This window comes from Allomesorhizobium camelthorni, from assembly GCF_011045125.1.
GTDB lineage: Bacteria > Pseudomonadota > Alphaproteobacteria > Rhizobiales > Rhizobiaceae > Allomesorhizobium > Allomesorhizobium camelthorni.
In genome coordinates this window covers 14009-40268 of record NZ_JAAKZF010000039.1, presented here as the reverse complement: position 1 = coordinate 40268, position 26260 = coordinate 14009, and the positions used below count along the sequence as shown (strand labels likewise).

19 protein-coding genes and 5 pseudogenes are annotated in these 26260 nt (G+C 60.0%); 8 read left to right on the top strand and 16 right to left on the bottom strand.

What is annotated here, in order from left to right; all coding sequences use genetic code 11:
- Window positions 1-106: 106 nt before the first annotated feature.
- From G6N73_RS38360 to G6N73_RS22415, 9 genes and pseudogenes are all read right to left on the bottom strand, one after another.
- Window positions 107-331: pseudogene (locus tag G6N73_RS38360) on the bottom strand (transposase); the annotation flags it as partial.
- 53 nt (window positions 332-384) lie between these two features.
- Window positions 385-1599: pseudogene (locus G6N73_RS22455) on the bottom strand (ISL3 family transposase); the annotation flags it as partial.
- A 384-nt stretch (window positions 1600-1983) separates the two neighbouring features.
- Window positions 1984-2212 (bottom strand): annotated as a pseudogene (locus G6N73_RS37100) (IS110 family transposase); the annotation flags it as partial.
- Window positions 2213-2458: 246 nt separating this feature from the next.
- The gene (locus G6N73_RS22440) at window positions 2459-3694 is read right to left on the bottom strand and encodes an NAD(P)/FAD-dependent oxidoreductase (protein WP_165031684.1); all 1236 of its coding nucleotides are present in this window, start codon (window positions 3692-3694) and stop codon (window positions 2459-2461) included.
- Window positions 3695-3756: 62 nt separating this feature from the next.
- Complete coding sequence (locus G6N73_RS22435) at window positions 3757-4080, bottom strand: 2Fe-2S iron-sulfur cluster-binding protein (protein ID WP_165031682.1); 324 nt, start codon at window positions 4078-4080, stop codon at window positions 3757-3759.
- Window positions 4081-4218: 138 nt separating this feature from the next.
- Window positions 4219-5232: a sterol desaturase family protein gene (locus tag G6N73_RS22430; RefSeq protein ID WP_165031680.1), complete on the bottom strand. Its 1014-nt coding sequence runs from the start codon at window positions 5230-5232 to the stop codon at window positions 4219-4221.
- A gap of 5 nt (window positions 5233-5237) precedes the next feature.
- Entirely contained in the window at window positions 5238-6083 is an 846-nt protein-coding gene (locus tag G6N73_RS22425; protein ID WP_165031678.1) for a 3-methyl-2-oxobutanoate hydroxymethyltransferase, read from the bottom strand.
- Between the two features lie 270 nt (window positions 6084-6353).
- Entirely contained in the window at window positions 6354-7298 is a 945-nt protein-coding gene (locus G6N73_RS22420) for a LysR substrate-binding domain-containing protein (protein WP_165031676.1), read from the bottom strand.
- 116 nt (window positions 7299-7414) lie between these two features.
- Window positions 7415-8329: pseudogene (locus tag G6N73_RS22415) on the bottom strand (IS630 family transposase).
- Between the two features lie 591 nt (window positions 8330-8920).
- On the opposite strand from G6N73_RS22415, the pseudogene G6N73_RS22410 reads away from it, so the two are divergent.
- The 7 genes and pseudogenes from G6N73_RS22410 to G6N73_RS22380 all read left to right on the top strand — a co-directional run.
- A pseudogene (locus tag G6N73_RS22410) lies at window positions 8921-9783 on the top strand (flavin reductase family protein); the annotation flags it as partial.
- 138 nt (window positions 9784-9921) lie between these two features.
- On the top strand, window positions 9922-11478 hold the full coding sequence (locus tag G6N73_RS22405; RefSeq protein WP_165031674.1) for a trimethylamine methyltransferase family protein: 1557 nt from the start codon (window positions 9922-9924) through the stop codon (window positions 11476-11478).
- Between the two features lie 123 nt (window positions 11479-11601).
- Entirely contained in the window at window positions 11602-12684 is a 1083-nt protein-coding gene (locus G6N73_RS22400) for an alcohol dehydrogenase family protein (RefSeq protein WP_165031713.1), read from the top strand.
- Window positions 12681-13805 carry a mandelate racemase/muconate lactonizing enzyme family protein gene (locus G6N73_RS22395; RefSeq protein ID WP_165031672.1) on the top strand — a complete coding sequence of 375 codons (1125 nt, stop codon included), beginning with the start codon at window positions 12681-12683 and terminating at the stop codon, window positions 13803-13805. The genes G6N73_RS22400 and G6N73_RS22395 overlap by 4 nt, the downstream gene beginning before the upstream one ends.
- Entirely contained in the window at window positions 13806-14909 is a 1104-nt protein-coding gene (locus G6N73_RS22390; RefSeq protein WP_165031670.1) for a mandelate racemase/muconate lactonizing enzyme family protein, read from the top strand. It abuts the gene before it with no gap.
- A gap of 13 nt (window positions 14910-14922) precedes the next feature.
- On the top strand, window positions 14923-15654 hold the full coding sequence (locus G6N73_RS22385; RefSeq protein ID WP_165031668.1) for an SDR family NAD(P)-dependent oxidoreductase: 732 nt from the start codon (window positions 14923-14925) through the stop codon (window positions 15652-15654).
- On the top strand, window positions 15651-16385 hold the full coding sequence (locus tag G6N73_RS22380; RefSeq protein ID WP_165031666.1) for an SDR family NAD(P)-dependent oxidoreductase: 735 nt from the start codon (window positions 15651-15653) through the stop codon (window positions 16383-16385). Before G6N73_RS22385 ends, G6N73_RS22380 begins: the two co-directional genes overlap by 4 nt.
- Before the next feature lie 177 nt (window positions 16386-16562).
- Here G6N73_RS22380 and proX read toward each other — a convergent pair whose 3' ends face one another.
- The 3 genes from proX to G6N73_RS22365 form a co-directional block, all read right to left on the bottom strand.
- On the bottom strand, window positions 16563-17540 hold the full coding sequence (gene proX / locus G6N73_RS22375) for a glycine betaine/L-proline ABC transporter substrate-binding protein ProX (RefSeq protein WP_165031664.1): 978 nt from the start codon (window positions 17538-17540) through the stop codon (window positions 16563-16565).
- Window positions 17541-17658: 118 nt separating this feature from the next.
- Complete coding sequence (gene gabT, locus G6N73_RS22370) at window positions 17659-18954, bottom strand: 4-aminobutyrate--2-oxoglutarate transaminase (protein ID WP_165031662.1); 1296 nt, start codon at window positions 18952-18954, stop codon at window positions 17659-17661.
- On the bottom strand, window positions 18863-20095 hold the full coding sequence (locus G6N73_RS22365; RefSeq protein ID WP_165031660.1) for a histone deacetylase family protein: 1233 nt from the start codon (window positions 20093-20095) through the stop codon (window positions 18863-18865). The genes gabT and G6N73_RS22365 overlap by 92 nt, the downstream gene beginning before the upstream one ends.
- A gap of 463 nt (window positions 20096-20558) precedes the next feature.
- Here G6N73_RS22365 and G6N73_RS22360 point away from each other — a divergent pair, with 463 nt between their 5' ends.
- Window positions 20559-21518 (top strand): LysR substrate-binding domain-containing protein, encoded by a 960-nt coding sequence (locus G6N73_RS22360; protein ID WP_165031658.1) that lies wholly within the window; start codon window positions 20559-20561, stop codon window positions 21516-21518.
- Between the two features lie 99 nt (window positions 21519-21617).
- On the opposite strand, the gene G6N73_RS22355 is transcribed toward G6N73_RS22360, so the two are convergent.
- From G6N73_RS22355 to G6N73_RS22340, 4 genes are read right to left on the bottom strand one after another with little or no spacing between them, the layout of a single operon-like run.
- Complete coding sequence (locus G6N73_RS22355) at window positions 21618-22964, bottom strand: NAD(P)/FAD-dependent oxidoreductase (RefSeq protein WP_165031656.1); 1347 nt, start codon at window positions 22962-22964, stop codon at window positions 21618-21620.
- Entirely contained in the window at window positions 22961-24460 is a 1500-nt protein-coding gene (locus tag G6N73_RS22350) for an aldehyde dehydrogenase (RefSeq protein WP_165031654.1), read from the bottom strand. The genes G6N73_RS22355 and G6N73_RS22350 overlap by 4 nt, the downstream gene beginning before the upstream one ends.
- The gene (locus G6N73_RS22345; protein ID WP_165031652.1) at window positions 24457-25386 is read right to left on the bottom strand and encodes a dihydrodipicolinate synthase family protein; all 930 of its coding nucleotides are present in this window, start codon (window positions 25384-25386) and stop codon (window positions 24457-24459) included. Before G6N73_RS22345 ends, G6N73_RS22350 begins: the two co-directional genes overlap by 4 nt.
- Window positions 25383-26105 (bottom strand): FCD domain-containing protein, encoded by a 723-nt coding sequence (locus tag G6N73_RS22340; protein WP_165031650.1) that lies wholly within the window; start codon window positions 26103-26105, stop codon window positions 25383-25385. Before G6N73_RS22340 ends, G6N73_RS22345 begins: the two co-directional genes overlap by 4 nt.
- Between the last annotated feature and the right edge of the window lie 155 nt (window positions 26106-26260).

Here is a 26260-nt window from a genome sequence, read left to right as displayed (position 1 = left end):
ACCGCAACACACACGACGATCAGGATGAGACGCCGCGACAATCCGGGGTTCTTCCGCATATTTGGTGCAGGGACTACTTTTTCGGGTGTCCCTTTGTCCGGTTGGGTCAAGCGGCTGCCAGCAGTCGGCTCCGGAGGAGTGGATAGGCGGCGCGCCCGTACATCTGGCGCTTGATCGTCTTGAGGCGGTTGATTTGGCCTTCAACCGGGCTCGTACTCCAGGGCTGGGTGATTGCCGCCCGGACAGCCTCAATGTCACGGCCGATGCCTGCTGCAAGGGAGGCCAGCTCACTGCCCGTGGCATCGGCGATCCATTGCTCGAGGCCGGCATATCGTCGCCGCGTATCACTGCAGCAAAACGGCGGGCGAGTTCACCCGCGATCGAAAGCTCCGGCGCATTTTCATGGAGATGGTGAAGGAACCGCTTGGTCTGCTCATCGAGAGATGTCGGGTCTTCGCTCAAGAGCCATGCACAATTCCGGCGCGATGGCGGCCTCCACCGCGCATTTGGTGGAGCGGTCGATGACTGCTCCTTACGGGCGGCGGTCCACCTGTAGACGGTCGCCCTGCTGCCTTCAAAGCCACGGTGCTTGATTTCGGTCCACAGCTGCAGCCCGTTGTGCTGGCCTTCCTCCCAGCGCTTTTCGAGATAGTCTCGAAAAGGATCCATGAGCACGGAGCGCGAGGGCGGCCGCCGGTGCTCGGGCTCACCACCCGCTGCAAGCCAGCGTTCGACAGTTCTCACGTTCATGCCAATCCGGGGCGCGATCTGTCGCGGCGATAGACCGGCCTCCCGCAACTGAAGGATTTCAGCATAGAACTCGCTGCGCTGGTTGCGCCTCGACTGGCGCAGGCAATCAAGTTTCGAGGAAGTTTCTACCGGTGGTTCCGGCTCGGCTTCGGCGTTTCCGGCCATCTCGGACGCCATAGCCTTTCCGGCGGCGCTGACCGCCTTGCGATGACGACCGACGGCCAGACGCAACGCTTCGCCCAGGTTCTGGAGAAGATGCCAGCGGTCGGCGACCTGCGTTGCATCGGGAGCACCGCGACGGGCGCCCTCGGCATAAACGCCGGCACGATCGCGCGCGATGACCTCGATGCCAGGATGGCGTTCCAGCCATGATGCGACCGTGTCGGCATTTCGATCCGGCAATAGATCCAGCACGCGGTTGCGCCCCAGATCGCAGATGATCGTTCCGTAGCGCTGTCCTTTGCGCCAGGCCCAGTCGTCGATGCCAACCACCCGCGGCGCTTCCGGCGGCTCGAACCCGGCCGCGCGGATCATCCGCAACAGCGTGTCGCCGCTCACCGGCATGGGGAGCCTGTCCGACAGGCGCGAGCCCGGCTCGCCACCCACCGCAAAGCCGATCGCCATCTGGCTTTCGCCGAGCCGAACCGTGCGCCGGGCTTTCGGTTGAACCTCAGGAAGCCTCTCGGTGAAGATCCGTCGCGGGCATTGTGAATTCGCGCATCGAAACCGTCGTGCGTGGAGCCGGATTTCCACAACCCGCCCCTGCCACGGCAGATCGGTCAACCGGCGCATGTAGTGACTGTGGACGCGGCGGGTTCGGCGGCCGCAACATGGACAGCACGTTTCCATCGCCTTCGGCCGAGCGACGAGCACCACCCTGTCAGCCTGCGGGAGAATTTGGACAATCGAAAGCTCGGGTGGAATCAGCGAGCGGAAGGCATGGAGCACGGGCAAATCACGGCGTCGACTGCGATTCCGACTCTATGAACTTATTCGCACCGTCCGTGAATCCCGCAACCTGCACCAAATATGCGGAAGAACCCAATCTGGATGAGGTGCGCCAGGCCAAGCTGGCGCGTTCCAGCCGGTGCGAGTCCGGTCCGGGTCATTCGGGGGCTATTTCAGGCGATGTCACGTTGTCTGCTTATAAACGCGTTGAGAGCTGTGACCGCTGGTATCAGCTGACCACGGTCACGGTTTTCCATTCCCCCATGGCCTGCAGGCGGTGCATCGGCTGGGGGGCACCAGCCGAGCATCGTGCCCAAAGGCCGACAGCTCGCGTGCCCAATAGTGGGCAGCGCCGCGCGCTTCCATTCCCACGAGGCAAGGCGGTAGCTGCTCGAAGAACTTCACCATCTGCCGGCCGCTGTCGCTGGACGATAACGCTGCCCGCGGCATCAATCGCAGGAACCTGAAACACCGACTTCGCCAAGTCGATGCCAACGGTAGAAATCTCTTCCATCTATACGCTCCCGGTTTGTCCATCCTAACCAATGCAAACCGCTCAATGGCGTTTGCTATAGCTGCTCGTAGGTCTGCATCGGTAGTCATTCATGCCCCCTGTATCGCACAGTCGTTCGCCGAAACGTCCTATTCCGTGAAGCTACAGGGTTTGTTCGCTCCGCCGGGCGACGCTTGACGCCTGCCTACGATGTGATTGCGACATCGTTGGTTCATTGCATCGAAGTGAGCGCACATCCAAGTTTTGTTAGGTTACGGACGGTTCCACGCTCGTCGCCGCCGACAAGAGCGCTTTTATGTCCGTCGAAGGGTCTGAGACGAACTGCGGTGCAATAGTCTGCCCAGCCTCAATAATCCGCTTACCGATCAAGTAGGCTCGTGGGTCATTCACGGCATCCAGCGCTAACAGACGACTTTGCCTGTAGTACCAAATCGATCCCGAGCGATCCTCACCCCATCGCTCCACAACCCGGTCATAGCCAGTGTTCAACCCTGCGATTTGCAGCTTGACGTCATACTGATCCGACCAGAACCAAGGCTTCGGTTCATAGCGCGAAGATGCGCCGAGGATGTTGCAGGCGACCAGCTCGGCGTGATCTATCGCGTGACCCACGCACTCAAGACGTATTTGACCGCCGCCAGCCGGGAAGGACGCACATTCGCCGGCTGACCAAATGCTTGGATCGGAAGTGCGGCCATGCGCATCGGTCATGATGCCGTTTTCGACTGTGAGGCCAGCTTCTTCTGCGAGCAAAGTCCTGGGCGAAATACCAATTCCGACGATGACAAAGTCAACAGTGAGTTCGGTGCCATCTGACAGGACCGCGCCCGAGACCCGGCCATCGCCGGTAAGCCGATCAAGGCCGGTGTTCTCTAGGATGCGCACTCCGTTTTGAATATGAAGCCTGCGGAAAAAGTTGGAGGTCTCAAATGCTGCCACACGTTGGAGTATCCGAGGCGACATCTCGATCAACGTTACATCCAGACCCAGCTTTGCGCCGACCGCGGCGGCCTCCAGTCCTATGTACCCGCCTCCAACGATGAGCAGCTTCCGGCCAGGATGGAACTCCGCCGCCATCGCGTTAACGTCGGCCACTGTACGGATTGTATAGACGCTTTTCAGCTCGCCACCTATCTTCTTAGGCAACGATCTAGGACAGGACCCCGTGGCCAGCACCAATTGATCGTACGGAATTGAAATCCCGTCTGATCTTACGGATTTTCCCGTTCGGTCGATCGCCGTGACTGGCGCGCCGAGCTTTAGATCGACGTCCTGCTGCTTCCAAAAAGAGGGCGCGCGAAGGAAGAGCCGCTCAAGGTCCATATCACGCAGAAGGTAGCCTTTTGAGAGTGGCGGCCTCTGATAGGGCGGGATCGCTTCCTCGCCGATCAGCGTGATGGAACTCGAGTAGCCAAGCATCCGGGCCTTAGCTGCGAGTGACGCACCTGCTTGGCCGGCCCCAACGATCACGATCCCCGACATTTAGATTTCCTCTGACTTAAAGATCGGGCGGTTCTCTCAACCCAGGCAACAGTCCATGCGATTTAAGCCTGTCTCTCCGGCATGTGGAGAATCAGGCCTTCCAAAGCCTCATTGACCTTGATCTGGCAGGTCAGGCGCGAGCGGGATGGATCGGGTTCATAAGCAAAATCCAGCATATCCGCTTCCATGGCCTCCTTGGCAGGAAGTTTTCCAACCCAGTTGGAATCGATGTAGGCGTGACAGGTCGCGCAGGAACATGCGCCTCCACAATCTGCCTCAATGCCGGGGATGCCGTTGTCGCGAGCACCTTCCATAACCGTTGCGCCGCGAGGAACGTCAATCACGTGCTCCCGGCCGTTGTGCTCAACGTAAGTAATCTTGATCATCGTAACCTCCTGGAGGATGGCATGTCAGCGTGGGCGAGCGTGCTTGGCGCCGGCTGACAGAGAGCACGGCTGCAGTAAGCCACTATCTATCGGATCGGTTGCGAGCGACCCATCCAAACAGAACGCCCAAAGACAGGCCTACTTCTTGCGCATCTCTTTCGTGCGCACTCGCGTGCGGGCGGTCGCTTCCTCTGATCCATCGTGGAATGTGCCGAACCATTTATCGCAGGGCACCTCAGGCTCGCCATAGTTGCATTCGAAGTAGCGGTGGTGCAGCTGATGAAAGAAATCGCCGACCTTGAGGCCAGCATCGCTGTCTTCTCCCGCCGTTACCGACTCATATCCGGCATGCGAGCTGACGGCCAACAGCACCTTCTGCTGGAGGTGGAAGATAAAGTGGATCGGATGCGATGCCAGCACCACATGGATCAGGACGGAGCTAAGGTAGCCAATGTGCTCGATGGGATGCATCGACATGCCGGACCACGGGCCGACATTCACGTTCCTATGATGCAATGAATGCGCGTAGTTATAGAGCGGTCCCCAATGCAGCAGCCGGTGGATCCAGTAGAAATGGACGACGCCATAAAACGGCAGGAACACGAACCACAAGACAAACCAGACTGGATGGGTGGCAAAATCCAGCATCGGCATGTAGCCGTTCGCGTAAGCCCAGAGGCCGATCACCTCGTACGCCGTCCAAATTGTGACCCCGCTGGCGATCGACCAGAAAACATTGTCGAGGAACTGGCTGTTGAACGTAAAGAGCGCGTTCTTCTTATGGAAAGGGCGGGCGTCATAGCGCAGGCGATTGCCCTGCATCTTGAAGGTATAGAGGTACAGATGCATGCCGCCGGCCACCAGCACAATCAGTGCGAGGTTGCGCAGGTACACAGCCGCGATCCAATCGAACGAAAATGTCCGCGTCGTTTCGAGGGAAGGTGACAGGTAGTACCAGGTTAGAAATGACATACCCACCACGATCAGACGATCAGAGATCGGCAGCCAGGAGTTCCACAGGAGCTTCAGTCCCTCAAGCGGACCACGCTTGAGGTTGAAGAGCGAGCGATCTTGAAGAGGCAGGTTAGGATGGTAGTTCCACGTCGATTTGACCGGGAGCGTCACGTCGGGCTTTGTGTCGTCCAGTGCCATGGGGATTATCCTTTGCGCGCGCCTAGGGGCGCTGTTTCGCCGAGCCGAGCCTGAAACGCCTCAAGCTCATGGGGTTTCATCGAGATTGTGACCTCTTTATAGGGGAAGGAGCCGTTGCGGACGGCGGATTGGAAGGCGCTCAACGCCTCCACCCGTTCACGCTCAATCCGCTCCTGCAGCCTCAGCACGTTGCCGTAGGCGTGCGCGTGACGCGGCGGGTTGTTCGTTTCACCACAGATATCTTCCGAGAACAGGAAGGTTACATCGCCGCCAGAGCCCGAACCGATCGAGAATGTAATCAGACTCGTCTGCTTATTGATCGACTCCAGAACCTGCTGCGGCACGAGCTCGACTTCGACGGCAAATGCGCCGGCTTCTTCCATTGCCCGGAACCGATCCACCAGCCCCATCGCCTCATCCGCCGTGGTGCCATAGGCACGCAAACCGCCGATCCAGGTGCTGTAGGGCGGCAGCAGTCCGACGTGACCCATAACCGGGAAGTCAAGGTCCGCCAGCATCTTGATGGTATCGAGGCTTCGGGTCGTATAAAGCGCGTCGGCACCTTCGTCCAATGCCCGCATCGCACCCGTCAGGACGTCGTTTTCGGTGGGATGGTCGATCAGCATGAGGGCGGCGGTGACAAACGTTTTCGGCGCCGCTTCACGGACTTCCTTCAGCATCTGGGAGCGCGTGATGATCGTATCGATGCCTGCGGCCGCTGCTCGCGCCGCCTGCTCGCCGTTCATGGCAGTGACCTCGGTAAGCTGCAGCTTGCCTTTGTTGGCCCGCAAGTCTGCTACATTCCAGTTCCGTTGAGCGGGCCTATGGCCGAAAGTAAAAATGTTGCGCATCAAAATCTCTTTTACCGGAGCCGCGGCGTCGCGGCTCCGTACGGTGGGGTCGTCTATAACTGTCGTCGGAGCGCTTCAGAATCAAATGAAAGTCAGCGGGCTTTTGCATTCCCAGAAGGAATGCACATGCGTGGGCATTTGAGGAAGGTCGCTGCCACTGTGCGCTGTGCCACAGGCTGTTTTCAAAGGGTGCAATGACCGCTGGCTGAGGCCGAGACGGCGCTGAGTGTGCATTCCTCAAATCAGAGGGCTGGGACCCGCGAGATTGGGCTAGATGAGAGCGGTGGATGCCCGCGTGTAACCGGGGATATTTCCGCCGTACCGACGGGATAGCCAAGCCTCGAACGGTTCAATGTCGAATTCCTGCCTTCTGTGGCTGGGCCAAGCTAGATGATACCGCTCCTCCGTCTCCAGGAAGTCTGGAAGGGGCGTTACAAGTTGGCCGGACTCGAGAAGGTCGCCAAGCAGGCGTAGCCAGCCCAGCGCCACACCTTGGCCCGCAAGGCAGGCCTGGATCGTGTTGTAATAGCTATTGAAGCCCATCGGCTGATGTTTCTTCGGCAGTTCCAGCCCGAACTCTCTTAACCATTGGCGCCAGCCGAGCCAGGACGGATGCTGGGCCTGCATATAAAGGAGTTCACAATTCAGCAGGTCGACCACGGCCCGAAGCGGACCATTCTTTCTCAAAAAGTCGGGGGTGCACACCGGCGTCAGAATGTCTGCGAACAACGCGCGGGACTTGAAACCCGCATAATCCGGTTTCCCAAATGCCAGCGCGAGATCAACCTGGTCCGTCGGTTGGATGCCTTGCGGATCGGAGGTGACCACGAATATCTCGCCACCTGGAAAGCACTCTCGCACCTCCGCGACCCGTGGCAGGAGCATGAACGCGGCATTGGCGGTCGAGGTTGAGATTACGATCTGTTTTTTGGAGCGCTCCAGCAGCAGATCGTCCAGGGCGTCAATAATCTGAGAGGCTGCGCGAGTGTAGGCTTTGAGCAGCCTGTGGCCCGCTGGAGTCAAGCTAATTTGCTTATGTGAACGGACGAATAGGGGTTGGCCCAGTCGACGCTCAAGTTCCATGATCTGCTTGCTGACCGAACTTTGCGTTAAACCGACTTCTTCGCCCGCGATCGTGAAACTTTCATTTCGAGCAGCCGCCTCGAAGGCTGGCAACAGCCTTTGAATGTTCCGATATAGCGCCTTGGTCCGCATTAATCTCGTGTTTCGTCTTTGTCGAAGCCAGAGGTTTTCGCAGACACTGGCACTGTGAGCAAGGCCGCCGAAAATGTCGAAACCGACGCAAGTGCGAGGTCTAGAGCAGATTCGACTTACTCCGGGTCGTAGCCGGCTGCCTCGAAATAGTGCCTGCATTCCTCGGCTGTGAAAGCTGCGAGGCAGTTGGCCACGACCGACCAGAGTTCGTCGATGGTTCGGGCTGCAGCCTTTCTGAGGAGAGCCTTGAGTCGGGCGAGTATGGCGGCAGGAACAGGAGCCGCGCGCCAACCTTCTCGATTGCCTCGCGCACGCCGCTGATCCTGTGGGCCGGTAGGTTGTCCATGACCACGATGTCGCCGGGACGAAGCTCGGGTGCGAGAACCTGCTCCGCATATGCGAGGAAGGCAGAACCATTCATCGGGCCATCAAGCAGCATTGGCGCCGCCATGCCGCCCAGCCGCAGGCCGGCCGTGAAGGTGGTGGTCTTCCAGTGGCCGTGAGGAACGGCCGCCCGGCATCGTTCGCCGCGCAGGCTGCGTCCGCGCAACCGCGCCATCTTTGTGGAAGCCGCGGTCTCATCGATGAAGATCAGCCTCTCGGGGTCGAGATCGAGTTGGTCATCGAACCAGGTCCTGCGGCGGCGCAGGACATCGCGGCGCTGCTGTTCGGCGGCGTGCGCCGTCTTTTTTAAACGTGATGCCGCGCCGCTCGAGGAACAGCCAGACCGTGGACGGCGCCACCCGCATTCCGCGCTCGGCGGCAAGGCGCTCGCCGATCTCGGCAAGCGTGATGTCCCGCGTGTGCTCGATGAGGCCAAGGATGAAGGCCTCATGCGCATCGAGCTTCGAACGCGACGGCTGGCCCTGCTTGCGCGCTTCCATCTCGCCGGTCTCGCGATAGCGGCGATACCAACTCCCGGCCGTCGAAATACCGATCCGGAAGCGACGCGCCGCCTCCCGCGTCGAAACCCCGTCTTCAATGGCCGCAATCACGCGCCCACGAAGGTCCGCGCTCAGGCTCCTCGTCATCATCACCTCCTCGCAAATCACCGGGACAGTGAATCAGACAGGACCTATCGCGTGAAGGTCCCAAACAGACTCTGCGTTCATCGAAGATGCTCTAATCTAAATGCGAGATCGACCCGACTGGTGAGTCCGACAAAGAAGTAATTTTCGCATTCCGACCTGGAAATCGGCGATTCCTTTGCAAACCGTGATTTTGTACGAATAGCGTGGGGACGAGTGGGTCCAACTTGTAAGCGTCGTTTGTATGACGTAAGCACACTGGCGCTGTGCTATGCCGACCCGCACCTTGATGCTGGGCAGAGGGATTGATTTTTGGCGTTCCAAGCGACCCGATCAAAGTAGAACCAACACAAAGCAAGCTATATCCTCAGCCCTTGATGGCACTCGGAACACCCTTGCGACTTTTGGCCATGCAAAGGCGTGCCGGGCGCGGGCTTAGCAATTAAGCTTCCGGCTCCTCAGCCGCGATCTCTCTCAGCCATTCTCGCAGTAGCTCGGCAGCTGGCGACAGCGTTCGGTTGTCGTTCCGGGTGAGATAATTCCCCCCAAGAGAAGGGAGTTCGAGGTCGGTGATCCTACCAATTTGCTCTGCTTTACACGATCTCTTCTTTCCCCTTGCGTCCGACCTCTCTGACGATCACGATCAAGGCGCAGGCCGACTCCATCGGGACACGTTGGATGTTCGACAATCTGCGGCCGGGCATGCGGATGCGGGCCATCGGTCCGGCAGGCGGTTTCTCCTCCGTGCGCCACCTGGCGGACAAGTATCTCTTCATCTCGGCTGGTTCGGGCATCACGCCGATGATGTCGATGACGACCCATCTTCGATTCCGGACGCTTGATGGACATCGTCTTCGTCAATTGCGCCCGCCGCCCCTCCGACATCGTCTTTCGCGAGAGGTTGGAGCAGATGTCGACAGGCGTCACCGGGATCGACCTGCATTGGGTGGTCGAAGGGACCGATCCATACCGGCCGTGGACCGGCCACCAGGGCATGTCCAACACCTGATACCGGACCTAATGGCGCAGGATTACTTGGAAGTGTTTTGCTGCGGGCCCGAACCCTTCATGCGGGCCGTCCGCGAAGCGCTGGCCGGTCTCGGCTACGACATGGAGCGCTACCATCAGGAGAGCTTCCAAGCACCGCCGGCTGAAGCCGAGAATGTCTCCGACGACGTGGTGCCGCATGGGGCTAACACGGCGGAAATCTACTTCACCCGGTCCGGTATCACAGCCAATGCACCGAGACCGATACCGTGCTCAGCGTTGCGCGCGCTGCCGGTTTGGTGATCCCATCGGGTTGCACGATGGGGATTTGCGGAACCTGCAAGATCCGCAAGGCGGAGGGCCAAGTGCACATGCTGCACAACGGCGGCATTGCCGACGAGGACATTGACGAAGGATACATCCTCGCCTGCTGCACCAATCCGATCGGCCATATCGCGGTGGACGCTTAGAATGCGGCCGGCATGCGACCGCTGACGGCGGAGGCCTGCGCACATGGCAGACTGTCGTTTTCTGCAGTGGGATTTCGGTTTCCAGCAAGCGACGCGATCGGAATAGCGCGACACTGGAGTGAACCAAGAGGTGCCGAAATGAGCGAAGTTGCAATAATACCTAGATCGCGAGCCGGCGGACGAGCGGCCCGAAGAACATTGCGCACGACGCCCGACTTTCAGATGCTTCCTGGCCTGACCCGCGGCATTCCTGTCTGTGAGGTTATGGATGGTTCCCAGGTCGAGCGGATCGACGCCGCGTCTATGGACATCCTTGAAAATGTCGGTGTGCTTTTCCGCGATCCGATCGCGGTGGACGACTGGAAACGTGCAGGCGCCAAGGTCGAAGGGGAAATGGTGTACCTCGACCGCGGATTGGTTCGCGAACTCATTTCGACCATCCCGTCGGATTTCACCTATCACGCGCGAAACCCCGCCAACAATGTACGTCTCGGCGGTCGGCATTCGGTATTCGTCCCTATGACGGGTGCCCCCTACTTGCGCGATCTGGACGACGTTCGGCGCAATCCGATGCTCGAAGACCTGGCGATGTTCCACAAGCTGAGCCACATGATGCCGGCGCTCCACTCGTCAGCGCATCATATCGTGGAACCTTACGATCATCCGATCAGCCAGCGGCACCTGCGCATCACCTATTCCTCGATGAAACATTCCGACAAGATGTTCATGGGTATGACGACCAGCCCCAAGAACGCTGAAGACGTGATGGAGATGTGCGCGATCCTCTTCGGTGAGGACTTCATGGAGGAGCATCCCGTCACCACCGGCAACTGCAACGGCAATTCGCCGCTCGTCTGGGATGAGGTGATGCTGGGCGCGATGCGGGCGTTCTGCCGCCGAAATCAGCCGGTTCTGTGCTCGCCCTTCGTGCTCGGTGGGGCCAACACGCCAGCTTCGGTTCCTGCAACCGTAGCACAGCTGAACGCCGAGGCGCTTTCCGCGCTGGCCTACACCCAAGTTATCCGCAAGGGCACGCCGGCGATTTATGGCCACTACCTGTCGACCGTCAGCATGAAATCCGGTGCGCCAATGGCTGGTACGCCCGAGATTTCCCTGATGAACTTCATGATCGGGCAGATGGCGCGGTATTATCGTGTGCCCTGGCGCACGTCGAGCCTGCTCGGCGGGGCCAAGACTTTCGATGCGCAGGCTGGCTATGAGAGCGCGACGACCCTCTCGGCTGTCCTGCACGCAGGGGCGAACTATATCTGGCATTCGGCGGGCTGGAACGAAGCCGGGATGCACTGCTCTGTCGCAAAATTCGTTGTCGATGCCGAGCAATGCGCCATGGCCTATCGAATGGCCGAGGGTCCCAAATGGGACGACTTCGATCAGGCGCTTTCCGCGGTACCGGATGTCGGCCCGGGCGGACACTATCTGGGCCATCCGCATACGCAGGAGAATTTCCAGACCGCGTATTTCATGCCCGAACTCTTCGACAACAACTCGATCGGCCAATGGCAGGACGAAGGCGGTCTGGACACCACGAAACGCGCTCTGAATTACGCCCGCAAGCTGTTGTCGGAATACCAGGAACCAAAGCTCGACGCGGCCAAGGACGAGGCTCTACGCGACTACATCGCACGGCGCGAGCGAGAAATCCCGGCGGCGGACGAACTCAATCAAAGCTACTGACTTGCTCCCCGACCTAGCCGCCGTCAAGGTCGGCGTTTTCAAATGGTCCGGCCCCAACACGAAACGCGAGCGGCGGTTCAGCGGGCCACCGCACTCGATACGAGGCGAGGAGACGAGATGAAGATGGAGGCGATACTTCTCACTGGGCACGGCGGATTCGAACAGCTCGAATATCGCACTGACGTGCCAGTGCCTACGCCGCGCCCCGACGAAGTTCTGATCCGGGTCGCGGCGGCCGGTGTCAACAACACCGACATCAACACCCGCACAGCCTGGTATTCCAAGAGCGTGGCTGTCGGAACAAATTCGGGTGGTGCGGACGGGTTCGCCACGGCCGAAGGAGGCGATGCCAGCTGGTCGGGAACGCCGATGGCGTTTCCCCGGATCCAGGGAGCGGACGCGTGCGGCCGCATCGTTGCGGTCGGCGACAACGTAGAGGCCTCGCGGATCGGCGAGCGCGTGCTGGTGCGCAATATGCTGCGTTCCTACGTCAACTACCGGCCCTACAAGTGCTGGACGTTCGGTTCCGAATGCGATGGCGGATTCGCGCAGTTCGCGGTCGCACCTTCGCGGGAGACCTACGCGGTCCGGTGCGACTGGTCGGATGCCGAGCTCGCCTCCATTCCTTGCGCGTACTCGACGGCCGAGAACATGCTGCACCGGGCCGGAGTCGGCGAAGAGACCGTCGTCGTCACCGGAGCATCGGGAGGTGTCGGATCGGCCGCGGTCCAGCTCGCTCGCCGAAGGGGCGCCAGAGTCATCGCGATAGCCTCGGCAGCCAAGGCTCAGGAGATCCTCGCCTTGGGAGCGGAGCAGGTAATCGACAGGAATGCGGATCTTCTACAGGAGCTTGGACACGGCAGCGTCGATGTCGTTCTCGATATTGTCGGCGGAGCAGGCTGGCCCCCGCTCATGGACATTCTTCGCCGAGGAGGCCGCTATGCGGTCGCGGGCGCCATCGCTGGCCCCATAGCCGAGATCGACCTGAGGACACTCTACCTGAAGGATCTGACACTGTTCGGATGCACCTTCCAGGACGATGCCGTGTTCGAGAATCTTGTTTCCTACATCGAGACCGGCGCCATCCGGCCCGTCGTGGCGAAAACATATCCACTGAAGGATATCGTCGCGGCTCAAAAGGATTTTCTTGCCAAGACTCATGTCGGGAAGCTGGTCTTGCTGCCGTCTCAGGAGACTATCGGATGAAGATCGCGACAATTGAGCTGTACGAAGTGACCCTGCCTTATTCCGGCGGCGTCTATCAGTTGTCGGGCGGGCGCGAGTATCGCCATTTCGATGCCGTGATCGTCAGGGTTGAGGCGGATGACGGAACCGAGGGCTGGGGCGAAAGCACCCCGTTCGGCGGCACCTACATTGCCGCGCATGCGCGCGGCGCGCGCGCCGGCGTCGAGGAAATCGCTCCGCATCTTCTCGGCCGTGATCCTCGTCAGACCGACCGGATCTACGACGCGATGGATGAGGTGCTCGTCGGACACAACCACGCCAAGGCCGCCATCGACGCCGCATGCTGGGATCTGTTTGGGAAATCGGTGAACCGCCCGGTCTGCGAGCTGCTAGGCGGCTCGACGGGCATTCCGATGGCGACGATTTCGTCGATCTATGCGGGGGCGCCGGAAGAAATGCGGGAGCGGGTCGTGGAGCATCGGTCGCGCGGCTATCTCGGCCATTCTATCAAGATCGGAGCGCTCGACCACGAAGGTGGTCCCATGCTCGATTCCGAACGAATACGTGCTTGTCTCGCCGACAGGCAGCCCGGCGAATACTTCATCGCCGATGCCAATGGCGGGCTGGTGCCGGAAACTGCGATGCGTATGCTCAGGCTCCTTCCCGACGGGCTCGACTTCGTGCTCGAGGCGCCCTGCTCTACATGGCGGGAGACCCTATCTTTGCGCCGTCACTGCACCGTGCCGATCATTCTGGATGAGCTTGTCATGGAGGACGAGAATCTCGCGCGATTGATCGCGCTTGATGCGGCCGATGGCATCGGACTCAAGATAACCAAGGCAGGCGGTCTCACGCCTTCGCGCCGCCAGCGTGACCTCTGTCGCGCCGCCGGCCTGACGATGAGCGTCCAGGACACCGTCGGATCGGATATCGCCTATGCCGCGATCGTTCATATGGGGGCGACGGTGCCGCCGCGCCTGCTGCGCTGCATTCTCAATTCCCGTGACATGGTCACGCTGGAAACAGCAAGGTTCGATCCTGTCATGCGCGACGGTCGTGTTCTGCCGCCAGATGCGCCGGGATTGGGTATCAACGTCAACCGCGAGGCGCTCGGCGCTCCCGTACAAGCCTGGAGTCTCTGAATGAAGATTTCCGAAATCCACATCTACCGGCACGACCTGCCGGTCAAGAACGGTCCCTATACAATGGCCAATGCCGAAGTCTGGTCGCTGACCACGACGCTGGTCAAGCTGGTGGCCGACAACGGACTTGTCGGCTGGGGAGAGACCTGCCCTGTCGGCCCGACCTATGCCGAGTCACACGTCGCCGGAGCCTCCGCGGCGCTCGCCGAGATGGCTCCGGGGATGATCGGGGCCGATATCCTGCCGGTGCCATTGCACCGGCGCATGGACAGCCTGCTCAACGGACACAGCTACGCCAAGGCTGCCTTCGACATCGCAGCGCACGACCTGCTGGGCAAGAAGTTGGGTGTGAGCGTCTCCGATCTGCTTGGCGGTGCGTTGACGGACCGCGTGCCATCCTACTACGCGACCGGTGTCGGCTCTCCGGACGAGATCGCCCGGATCGCGACCGAAAAATGCCAGGAGGGATATCCCCGATTGCAGGTGAAGGTCGGCGGTCGGCCCGTCGAGATCGACATCGAGGTGATACGCATGGTCTGGGAGGTGATCCGCGGATCCGGCATGCGGCTTGCGGTCGACGGAAACCGCGGCTGGACGACCCGTGACGCGCTCCGGGTCAGCCGGGAATGTCCCGAAATTCCCTTCATCATGGAGCAGCCCTGCAACACGATCGAGGATTTGCAGAAGATCCGTCCACAGGTCAATCATGCCATCTACATGGATGAGAATGGCACCAGCCTGAACACAGCAATCACTGCCGCCGGCACCGGATTGGTCGACGGCTTCGGAATGAAAGTCACCCGGATCGGAGGACTGCACCCGATGCGGGCTTTCCGCGACATCTGTGCTGCGCGGAATCTGCCGCATACCTGCGACGATGCATGGGGCGGTGATATCATCGCAGCGGCCTGCACCCATATCGGCGCGACTGTCGCTCCCCATCTGCTCGAAGGCGTCTGGCTGGCCGCCCCCTATATCGAACGTCATTTCGATCCCGAGAACGGAATCCGCATTGACGGCGGCCATATCAGACGACCGCAGGGACCGGGTCTTGGCATCAGCCCAGACGAGAGCCTGTTCGGCATCCCCGTCGCGTCGTTCTGATCGGAGAGCGTTGATGCGATTTTCGGGACAAAAGGCGCTGGTCACCGGAGCGGCTGGCGGTATCGGGGCGTCGATCGTTACGCGATTGCGCGCGGCTGGAGCGAGGGTGGCGGTGGCCGATCGCGATGTGACCGGCATTGAGGCCGATGCGCACCTGCCCGGCGATCTTCTGGACGCGCGTTATGCCGATGCACTCCCGCTTGCTGCGGCTGGGGCGCTTGGCGGGCTCGATATCGTGGTCAACAACGCAGGCGTCATCACCCGCGGGCAGGTGACCGATACCTCCGACGCGGATTGGTCGTTGTCAGTGGGGGTGAATGTCGAGGCTCCTTTCCGGATCTGCCGCGCCGCCATTCCCATAATGGCCGAAGCGGGCGGCGGCGCCATCGTCAACATTGCATCCTGCTGGGGCTTGCGTCCCGGCCCGAACCACGCGGTCTACTGCATGACCAAGGCCGCCATTGCATCGCTGACCCAGTGCATGGGGCGCGATCACGCTCACCAAGGCATCCGTATCAATGCGGTCTGCCCGAACGAGGTGAACACGCCGATGCTGCGCTCCGGCTTCGCCAGGCGCGGCTTCGACCCTGACAGCGCGGTGGCGGAACTAGGCAAGACGGTGCCGCTGGGCCGGATCGCGGAGCCGGAAGACATAGCCGACGTGATCCTGTTCCTCGCCTCGGACGCGGCGCGCTACATATGCGGCGCCCTGATCGAGGTCAATGGCGGGAAAGCGGTGTCATGAGTCGCTTCGAAGGCAAGGTTGCACTTGTGACCGGTGGTCGCAGCGGGATCGGGCAGGCGATTGCAAGACGCCTGAGGAGCGAAGGCGCCCGGCTCTTCACTGCCCAACGCGGCAAGGATGACGAATCCGACGCAATCGCCGCCGACTTCACCGATCCGTCCAGTCCCGCACGCGTGATGAGCGAGGTCATCGACCGTGCGGGGCAACTCGACGTGCTGGTCAACAATTGCGGCATGATGCGCGAAGCTCGGATCGAGGACATGACTGCCGGGGACTGGGCGCAAACCTTGACGGTGAACCTCACCGTTCCGTTCCTTTTGATCAAGTTTGCTCTGCCTTATTTGCGAAAAACACGCGGCGCTGTCGTCAATATCGGCTCGATCGAGGGGCTGGGCGCGAATCCCGGACATGCCGCCTATTGTGCGTCGAAAGCAGGCTTGCATGGATTGACGCGCGCCGTGGCGGTGGACCACGGGCCGGAGGGTATCCGCTGCAACGCTGTCGCTCCGGGCTGGATCGACACGAATCTCAATGAAGATTTCATCGAGAGCATGCCCGATCCTGAAGCGTTCCGCCGAGACATCGGCCGCATCCATCCTGTCGGCCGCACCGGCAAGCCGGACGAGGTCGCGGCATTGGTGGCATGGCTTGCCTCAGACGAGGCCGGGTTCGTCACCGGTCAGGTCTGGACCGTCGACGGCGGACGTATGGCCAAGCTCAGCCTACCCTGATCCTCAATCCGACAGCCGGGGCCGTTCTCAAGGCTATGACGGCGAGACGGTCATGATCGCCTCCTGGCTCGACCGCCGCCCGGTGATGGCCAGGTGCAGCTCATCTCATCGACGGGGAGGCCCTTGGCGAAAAGGCGGCCGGCGGCCGGCTCCTCGATCGTCTTACCGTGTACGCTGTCACTTTGCGCTGCACGCCTTATCGACCCAAGCATCCACTTCCGCCTGATTAGCCGCAACCCATTCGTCGGCGTGACGCTTGATCTCTTCAGCAGAAGTTTCCCCATGTTGCTGTCGCTGGGCTTCGTTCGACACATCGTTGACATCGACCGAAATCTCTTCGAACAGTGCCCGCACGGGCGGATTCTCTTCCAGAAACGCGTTGTTCACAATGTAACTGGCGTAATCGATACCAAAGCCCAGATTCCTCCCGTTATAGTCGGTGTAGAGGGCTTCGTCGCCGGCGAGCCTCGGCACGTCAAGCCATTCGACATCAGCTCCCGGCACCAGTACGGCTGACACCCAATATGGTATCCAAGTGAAGTAAAGTATCGGTTTGCCCTGTTCATGCCGCGCGATTATATCAGCGATAATGGCGTCGTAGGCACCCTGATTGTGCGATACGGTATCTCGCACGCCTACCTCCGTCAGATGATGCTCGATCACCGTTTCACAGCCCCATCCCGGCGCGCAGCCCGCGAGATCCGCCTTTCCGTCTTCATTACCATCGAAACGCTCTGCAACGCTTTTGTCCTTGAAGTCCGCCAGACTGCGGACACCGGCGTCGTAGCTTCCTTTGTCGACGAGATAGCCCTGAACCGCTCCTGAAATCGGTTTCCCGACTTTTGTCATCTTTGCACTTCCACCGGCTTCCTCAAAAAAAGCCTTGTGAAGGACATTCCAATGAGAAGCTGTAAAGTCGGCATCCCCAGTTGCAACGGCGATATGCATGGTCGCATACTCGGTTTCGACCGGGGTAGCTATCGAATAGCCGATCTTCTCCAGAGCCCGATATGTAATTTCATGAAAGAATTTTTCCACTGTAGACAAAGGTTCGATCGGTACAATCCGCCGACCTTCTCCAACATTGCATTCGGCATGGCTGGCTCCTACCCCGTACCCGAGAATCGTCGCAGCAAGTAAGAGATTCCTGTACATGTCATTCCCTTTCTTCGGGTTTGAAAGATGTTATTATCGGCATTGCTTTCGCTGCATATCCTAACGGCCAAAGTGGGAGTCACGAACCTGGGCGATTCCTGAACATGCCATAGCCAATTCATGCATTGCCGGAGACCGCGCGATCGATCGACTCCTCGAGAATGGCAATCGCCTCGTCGATCAGGTCATTTGAAATCGTCAGTGGAACCAGCACGCGAATAACGTTGAAGTGACGCCCGGCGGCTGCAAGCAGTAGGCCCCGGCTTGCAGCCTCTTGAATAATCCTCGCGGTCAGATCACGAGCAGGAACGCGACTGTCTTCGTCCTCGACGAACTCCACCCCGATCATGGCGCCCAGCCTTCGGATGTCCCCAATGGAAGTGCGGTTTCCCTTGCGTCTTATTCGCCGTAAACCGGCGTCAAGTCGGTCGCCGATCTCGACAGCTCGATCGAGAAGCTTTTCCTCCTGAAGCACGTCCATGACTGATAGCGCGGCGGCGCAGGCGAGCGGGTTCCCCGCATAGGTTCCACCCAATCCGCCGGATCCAACACAGTCCATGATTTCTGCTTTGCCGACGACGGCGGCGATCGGCAGGCCAGCTCCAAGGCTCTTGCCCACAGCGATCAAGTCTGGCTCGACGGCCGAATGCTCTATGGCGAACAGATGGCCAGTTCTGCCAAATCCTGACTGGACTTCATCCGCGACAAGCAGGATGCCATGACGATCGCACAATTGCCTTAGCGCGATTAGATAGTCGGTTGGCGCCGGAAGGAAGCCACCTTCGCCCTGGAAAGGTTCTATGACAAAAGCGGCAACTGCAGCCGGCTCGATCTCCGTTTCGAAGAGGGAATCCAGAGCAGCAAGCGCGTGGTCGCTGCTGATGTCGCGGTAAGGATAGGGGAATGGCACACGATAGATCTCGCCAGGGAACGGCCCGAATGTTCCCTTGTACGGATTGACCTTGCCGGTCATTCCCATTGTAAGAAGCGTGCGCCCGTGAAAGCTGCCACCGAACACAACGATGCCACGCCGGCCCGTAAAGGCACGGGCGATCTTGACGCAATTCTCGACTGCTTCTGCCCCAGTCGTGACGAGGAGCGTCTTCGCTTGGGACCCCACCTTGGCCATCGCATTCAGGCGCTCAGCAACGGCCACATAGCCCTCGTATGGCGCAGTGCCAAAGAATGTGTGGCTAAATCTCGTAAGCTGGTCTTGTATGGCAGCGACAACATGGGGATGCGAATGGCCTACAGCCAAAGCACCCATTCCCCCGACGAAATCGATGTAGCGTCGGCCCTCGACATCCCACAGTTCCGCATTTTCAGCACGCGCAGCAAACATCGGAAAAGAACACGAAACTCCTTTGGCCACGGCTTCGCGACGTCGCCTCTCCAGTTCGGCATTCGTTGTCATCATGTTTCTCCGGAGATGCGGGGGGTGGCGGGATCAGCTTCACCATGCGTCCGCAGCGCGTGGCCCATGCCAGACCGGGGAGGACTCTGTTCGCCTCTGGCGGGAAAATGGCTCCATCGGCCCCGCGCGCAAAGGGCGTAGCAACCGCGAGGACGTTCCTTGCCAGCGTTGTTAGATTATATCCTCCCTCCTGAGTAAATAGGGTAGGGAGCCCAAGTTCGAAAAGTGCCTCACCAAGTTTGTAGTAACAATCAGTCGTCAGCTTGAACACCTGGTTTGGCTCATCCACGTGCCCGTCGACACCTAGCGCAACGACACAATACCGGGGATTAAACTTGGCAATAATATCAAGACCACGGGACAGTGCGTTTAGGTATGCTTTGTCGTCTGTACCCAAGGCTAAAGGAATATTTATGTTGGCTCCAATACCGGCGCCCTTGCCAGATTCGTCCTCATAGCCGGAATAATATGGATAAGAAACACTTGGATCGGCATGCAGGGAAACGTGCAGAACATCATCCCGCTCATAGAAAATGTCTTGTGTGCCATTGCCATGATCTGCGTCGACGTCCAAAATCGCCACTCGATTTCCACCGGAGGAAAGCTCCTCCGCGGCAATCGCCGCGTTGTTGAAATAGCAATACCCCCCGCCATAATCCGCATGAGCATGGTGGCCTGGGGGGCGGCAAAGTGCATATGCGGATCGCGCCCCGTCTCGCAGCAACCGAGCGCCGGTCAATGCAACGCTTGCTGATCCAAGTGCCGCGGCATATGTGTTCGACCCGATCGGCGAGAACACGTCGAACATATGCCACTCGACTTGCCCAAGAAGAGAAAGTGGATAGTTGCCGGAAGAATCTCTGGTGATGGTCGCAACGAGTTCAGCATCACCTTCGGCACTCGATCCCAGATAAGCGTTCGCGCGCTGTAGGAAGCTCAAATATCTCTCTGTATGAATTTTCAGAATTGGATCCAGGCCAAAGGCATCCGGATTCTGAATTGGCCAACCAGCGCTTCGAAAGGCGTTCAGCAGGATGGCGGCCCGGGCCGGCTGCTCGAGTCCACGAGACGCTTTCCCGTTCTTCACATAGAATTTCGGCTGATGTTCAGCTTCCATCGCGTCATAGATTGCGCTGAACAATCGAATTCTCCATCCATCAGGTCCGAAAACTTCTACCGTTGATAGCCCCCGGTAGGCCTTGAACCAACTTCAAAGAATTCACTGCCTTCATCCAAAAATCTAATACGAATCTTGGGAGCGTATCCCTGCACTGGATCAATGCAGTGTCGGCGAGCGTTTGAGTGCCCGTGGGTGACCTTTGCGCAGGACATGTCACGTCCAATCGCTTCGCAGCCCACGCCGCGGGCGCAGCTTGGAGTGTGGCTCGGACATTAGGTGTGGCTGAACGCGCGATACGCCCGGTCGAAGCGCTTGAGCAACGGAGGTCACTTTCCGACGCTTCGTCAGCCTTGAACTCAGCATTCACGGCTCAAGGGGTCTCGTCCTGTGCGGAGGGGACCCCTTGCCTGTGGGCAGCAGGTTTGATGGTATTGTTTCAGCAAAGAGAATGCCTCGGTCTTGAGGCGTCACCCGGGAGGACGTTTTGCAACGTTTGCCGTCACTTAGAGCCTTGCGTGCGTTCGAAGTAGCTGGTCGGCGCCTGAGCTTTACTCGTGCAAGCGAAGAGCTGAATGTCTCGCAGGGGGCGATAAGCCACCAAATCAACATCCTGGAACAAGAGCTCGGCTTCTCCTTGTTTCGCCGGGTAAGCGGTGGCGTTGTCTTGACCGAGAAAGGCACGGTATTGCTTGCCGTGCTAAAGCGTGCGTTTGGCGACATCGCGAGCTCAATCAAAGAGCTAAATAACGAGACGAGTGACCTTCGGATCAAGGTGCAGCCGGCCTTCACGGCGCGTTGGCTTCTGCCGCGACTGCACAAATTCCAACATACATATCCCGATATTCGACTTCGCATCACGACATCCCTCGATGCGATTGATTTTCGAAACGACGCGTTTGACGCAGCAATTGTTACACTAGCGTCGGCTCCCTCGGGGCTCAAGGCCGCGTTGCTTATGAAAGAGCTGCTTGTACCGGTTTGTTCTCCGGAATTTCTTGACCAATACGGTCCTTTCGGTCGTCCGAGCGATCTATTGGGCCACGCGGTTATCGCCGTGAAAGTTCCGAATGATGCAAAGGACGAGGATAGTCGCAGTTACTGGCGCCGATGGTTGGAGACAGTGGGTGAAGATGGGATAGAGCCAAAGGCGGCCCAAGAATACGATACGCTTGATGCGGCTTTGCTCGCTGCGACCAGTGGGTTCGGCATCGCAATGGCTGACTACAACCTCATCCAGGAAGAATTGCGTGATATGCGCTTATTGATGCCGTTCCGCTCCGTGGTCGACCAAGGCGTAGGCTATTATCTTGTTACGACTGGCCATCCTGGCTCGGAGTCCAAGCTTTCCCTGTTCAAAGATTGGGTTTCCCGTGAGTTGTCAGAGAGCCCCTCGTTCGACGGACTCGATGTGCTTGATGGTAGGGATAACGCAAAATCCCGTTAGTCAATCAAAGCGCCGCAGCAGCTATTGCTGTCGACGACGTGAGTAGTCAACTGACAGCGCTTCGCGCCATCGGACTGACTTCATGCCGCGTAGCTGCCTTCATTCCTTAGATGCTCGCCACTCCCGCCAACACAGATAGGCGTTCGCGCCGATCTCCGCGATCGGCGGCGGCGGGAGCTTCAGGGGAGCCTCTTCCGCACAGAAATGGCGGGAGATCGGGCTGGACTCGCCGCTTGCGAGTTCCGCCGCCGCTATACCAGCCAATGTGCTCCTCGTGGTGCCTAGCCCGTTGTCGACACAGGCGGCGAAAAGGCCAGGCTCCAGTTCACGCATCACCGAGACGCCGTTACGACTGAGGCAGAGATGACCTGCCCAACTGTATTCCATGCGCACGTCTTTAAGCGCCGGGAACCGGTCGTCAAATTTCCGGCGATGCACGGCTGCGGCACGTTCAAGGTCTGCGTTGGTCACCTCCATATCAGGGCGGACGCTCGCACATGTGCGCGTGATGATCCGGTTGCCGCCCTGGGCGGCATCGATCCGCCGCACAGTGGTGCCCATCGGGTCCGAGGGCGTGATGCCCCAACGCGGCCGCCCGCCGAGCTTCGCCAGCGCATCGACGTCGAGATCGACCGTCATCGAGGCGTAGAGGAAGATGTGCATCAGCCTGCGCTTCGCGAAGCCGAAGCTTTCCAGGTGACCGTTATTGGCGAGGATCACCTTTCCCGCCGTTAAGCGTCCCTCATGGGTCGTCAATACCCATTCGGAGCCGGTCCGTGCGATCTCGCTTACAGGCGAGTTTTCGTACACTTCGACCCGGTCGCGACGAAGTCCGGCGCCTAGGCTGCGGATGTAGCCGGCGGGCTGGATCATCACAGTTCCCGGCGTGGAGAGGCCCGATAAATAGTGACGGCTGCCAGTGAGTTCGTGCATGGCGTCGGCGTCGAGCATTTCACTCGGTTCGCCGATCTGTGTAAGATGGTCGGCATAGCTCTGGTTGTTGGCGTCGGCCGCCGCGCTCGCCGCGCCATTCACCTTGCCGCAAGGATCGAAGAAAGCTGGATCGATCCGGTATTCCTCGACCGCCTCGCGCGCAAAGGCGATCGCGCTGCGGTTGAGCGTGGTCATCGCCCTGTCGCTCTCCACACCCTGCCCGGCATAGTCCTCCGATGAGAGGTCATGCGGCAGGTCGATCATGAAACCGGAATTGCGGCCTGACGCTCCCTCCGCCAGCCGTCCGGCCTCGATCACGACGATCCGGGCGCCCGGATTGAGCTGCTTCAGCCGTCGGGCCGCGGAAAGGCCGGCGAATCCTGCGCCGATCACCACAAAATCGGCGATCAGCGTCGTGGCAAGGACGTCTGGCGCCTCCTGCATTGGCAGGATGGCGCTCCATGCGGCCGGCCCCCTGTGGACCGGCAACCGGCGCGCGGTTCTGATCGTCAAGCCACGGCCTCGTCGGCATCGTCGGAAAGGTCGACCCAGATCGTCTTGATCTGAGTGTATTGATCGTGCGCCTGGACGCCGTTGTCGCGCCCGCCGAAGCCGCTCGCCTTGAAGCCGCCGAAAGGAGTCGAGATATCGCCCTCTCCGAAGCTGTTGACGGTGACAGTCCCGGCCCGGATCGCCCGCGCGCCACGAATCGCGCGCTTTGCGTTCGACGTGAAGATCGAGGCGGCAAGCCCATACTGCGTGTCGTTCGCGAGCGCGATCGCCTCGTCGAAATTATCCACCGTCAGGACCGACAGGACGGGGCCGAAGATCTCCTCGCGGACCTGCGGAGCATCGCGGTCGGAAATGTCGAGGATGGTAGGCTCCACGAAGCCTGCATCTGCCTTGCCGCCCAGAAGCACCTTGGGTCCTTTGCCGAGATAGGAGGAGACCTTGTCGAAATGCGTCTTCGACACCAGGGGGCCGACACGGTTCGCGGGGTCGAGCGGATCGCCAACCGGCCATTCGCGGGCATGGGCTAGGATACGTTTCAGAAGCGCGTCTTTGATGCCCTTTTGAACAATCAGCCGCGACGATGCCGAGCAGTTTTCGCCCATGTTCCAGAAGGCGCCGTTGACGATGTGGGCCGCCACGCGATCGACGTTATCGGCATCGTCCAGTACAATCGCCGGATTCTTGCCCCCCATCTCGAGCGTCACTTCCTTCAGGTTCGAGTCCGAGGCGTAGCGCAGGAAACGCCGGCCCGTCTCGGTGGAGCCGGTGAAGGATATCATGTCCACGTCCATGTGACGCCCGAGGGGCTCGCCGACATCCGGCCCGCTGCCGGGCAGGACGTTGAAAACGCCCGATGGCACCCCCGCCTCCATCGCCAGTTCGGCCACGCGCAGCGCGGTGAGCGAGGTCTCCTCCGCGGGCTTCACGATGATCGAGCAACCGGAAGCAAGGGCCGGTCCGATCTTCCAGGCGAGCATCAGGAGTGGGAAGTTCCACGGCAGGACAAGGCCGACGACGCCCACGGGTTCCCGCACGATCATGGCGATGTGGTTGTCCGAGGCCGGGGAGACCTGATCGTAAATCTTGTCGGTCAGTTCCGCGTGCCAGGTCAGGCAGTGGATGGTCTCCGGCACGTCCACGGTTTCGCAATCGTAGATCGTCTTGCCGCTATCGAGGCTTTCCATGACCGCCAGTTCGCGCGTATTGCGCTTGATCAGCTTGGCGAGCCGGATCAGCACCTCCTTGCGCTCGCGCGGCTGCAGGCGAGACCAGCGGCCATCCTCGAAGGCGTCGCGCGCCTTTAGGACGGCATAGTCTACGTCCTCGGCGCCGCACGCAGCGACCTTCGCGAGCACCTCGCCGGTCGCCGGGTTGAGCGTGTCGAAAGTCCTGCCCGACTTCGCAGGACGGAAACTGCCGTCGATAAAAGCCTGCGTCGGCAAGTTCAGTCCAGCAGCGATGGCCTTGTATTCCTCGGTCGTCAGAAGATCGGTCATTCGGCAGCTCTCAGTTTTAACGTGGGTTCGTCATCAATGGCGGCGACGGCTCGTTTCAGGACACGCACCACCTGTTCAAGCTGCCGCTTGTCGTCCTTGTTCAGGGCCTTCAGCGGCGGACGCGGCGGCCCGGCGCGCAAACCGTCCATCTCGCAGCCGTGCTTGATGCACTGGATGAACTTTCCGCCCTGTTCGAGAACGCGCATGAGCGGCATCAGCGCCGACATGATCCGGCGGCCCTTGTCGAAGTTGCCTTCGACCGCGCAGGCCTTCCACAGCGCCATGTGCTCGGCCGCCAGAAAATTCGATCCCCCGCAGACCCAGCTCCGTGCACCCCAGGCGAAGAATTCCAGCGCCTGATCGTCCATGCCGCAGGACATTTGTATATGAGGATAGTCGCGCGCCAGCAGGTGGACACGGTTGATGTCGCCCGAGCTTTCCTTGATGGCGCAGAAATTGCGGCTACGACCGACGCGGTCGAGGAACTCCTCGCCCATGTTGATGCCCATGCGGCCGGGATAGTTGTAGAGCATGATCGGCAGGTCAGCTGCCCGGTCGATTGCGAGAGCATTGAGAGCATTCTCACCTTCGGTCGGAACCGAATAGGGCGGTGAGCCTACTAGGATCGCATCGGCACTGATCTTGGCAGCCGTCTCAGCCATCGTGATCGAATCCGGCAGCCGGATCGCGCCGGTGCCGATAACCAGCACCACTCTGCCACCGATCACCTCGCTGGCGAGCGTCGCCATTTCGATCCGTTCCTCCATCGACTGGGCGTAGTATTCGCCGGTCGAACCGCCGTTGATGATGCCGTGAACGCCCGAGTTGATCAGATGCTCGATCATCGCGGCGAAGGCGTCGCGGTCGATGGTGCCGTCCTCACGGTGAGGTGTGATGACGGGTGTGTAGATGCCCTCGAACTTCATGACGCTCCTCTTTGATCCTGAACGTCCGGCGCGCGGCCAAGCGGAATATTGATGGCTGTGGGGGTGACGAAATGTTCGATCTCGGCGCGCGACAGTTCCCAATGCGCGACGGCCAGTTCGGCGGCCGCATCAGCGTCGCCTGCCTCGATCAAAGCGATGAACTGGTCATGCTGGTCGGCGGCGACCGCGCGCTGCTCAGCCAGTGCCACTTTGCGCGAATTGTAGAAGGTCATGCCGATCCGGGTATGGTCGATCAGAAGGCGGCGCAGGCTTGGCATCAGATACTCATTGTCCGCCATCTCCCCAAGGATCGCGTGGAAGCGCTCGTTCATCAGCGCGCGCCCGGCCGTATCGCCGTCGCGGATAGCGGCGCGAAAGAGAAGCTGCGTATCCTTGAGCCGCATGATCTGGCTGGGCTTTGCGTGCTCGGCGGCCAGTCGCGTCACGGCCGAATAAATCATCGGCGCGGCGACAAAGAAATTCCTGAGCGTCTTGTGCGTCATTGGCGCGACCTGCGCGCCGCGGTTCTCGTGGAGCACGACATAGCCGTCGCCCGCGAGTTGGCGCAGAACCTCTCGCAGCGGGGGACGGGAGATCTGATAGGCCTCGGAGATCTTGGACTCGTCGAGGTAGCTGCCAGGATCGAGTTCCTGGGTGAGGATCCGCCGCTGCAGATCCTCCAGGCAGATCGCCTTTTTACTCCTGGTGTCGTCGCTCACTGCACGCCTCCTCCCGCCTCTGTCTCGTCCGAAACGGCGTCACGCGATAGCTGGCGTCTCTGGGTTTCACAGAGTGTCCGCTGGCACCATGTTGTAGTCTGAAGAAATACATGTTGTCTACAGGGCTTTTTTGTGGTTTTGATCCTTCAGGGGAA

Coding starts and splice junctions, on each gene's coding strand:
- G6N73_RS22435 (WP_165031682.1), bottom strand. CDS start 4,080: ATGATCAAGATTACTTACGTTGAGCACAACGGCCGGGAGCACGTGATT.
- G6N73_RS22440 (WP_165031684.1), bottom strand. CDS start 3,694: ATGTCGGGGATCGTGATCGTTGGGGCCGGCCAAGCAGGTGCGTCACTC.
- G6N73_RS22395 (WP_165031672.1), top strand. CDS start 12,681: ATGAAGATCGCGACAATTGAGCTGTACGAAGTGACCCTGCCTTATTCC.
- G6N73_RS22425 (WP_165031678.1), bottom strand. CDS start 6,083: ATGCGCAACATTTTTACTTTCGGCCATAGGCCCGCTCAACGGAACTGG.
- G6N73_RS22380 (WP_165031666.1), top strand. CDS start 15,651: ATGAGTCGCTTCGAAGGCAAGGTTGCACTTGTGACCGGTGGTCGCAGC.
- G6N73_RS22430 (WP_165031680.1), bottom strand. CDS start 5,232: ATGGCACTGGACGACACAAAGCCCGACGTGACGCTCCCGGTCAAATCG.
- G6N73_RS22350 (WP_165031654.1), bottom strand. CDS start 24,460: ATGACCGATCTTCTGACGACCGAGGAATACAAGGCCATCGCTGCTGGA.
- gabT (WP_165031662.1), bottom strand. CDS start 18,954: ATGACAACGAATGCCGAACTGGAGAGGCGACGTCGCGAAGCCGTGGCC.
- proX (WP_165031664.1), bottom strand. CDS start 17,540: ATGTACAGGAATCTCTTACTTGCTGCGACGATTCTCGGGTACGGGGTA.
- G6N73_RS22420 (WP_165031676.1), bottom strand. CDS start 7,298: ATGCGGACCAAGGCGCTATATCGGAACATTCAAAGGCTGTTGCCAGCC.
- G6N73_RS22385 (WP_165031668.1), top strand. CDS start 14,923: ATGCGATTTTCGGGACAAAAGGCGCTGGTCACCGGAGCGGCTGGCGGT.
- G6N73_RS22345 (WP_165031652.1), bottom strand. CDS start 25,386: ATGAAGTTCGAGGGCATCTACACACCCGTCATCACACCTCACCGTGAG.
- G6N73_RS22400 (WP_165031713.1), top strand. CDS start 11,602: ATGGAGGCGATACTTCTCACTGGGCACGGCGGATTCGAACAGCTCGAA.
- G6N73_RS22390 (WP_165031670.1), top strand. CDS start 13,806: ATGAAGATTTCCGAAATCCACATCTACCGGCACGACCTGCCGGTCAAG.
- G6N73_RS22405 (WP_165031674.1), top strand. CDS start 9,922: ATGAGCGAAGTTGCAATAATACCTAGATCGCGAGCCGGCGGACGAGCG.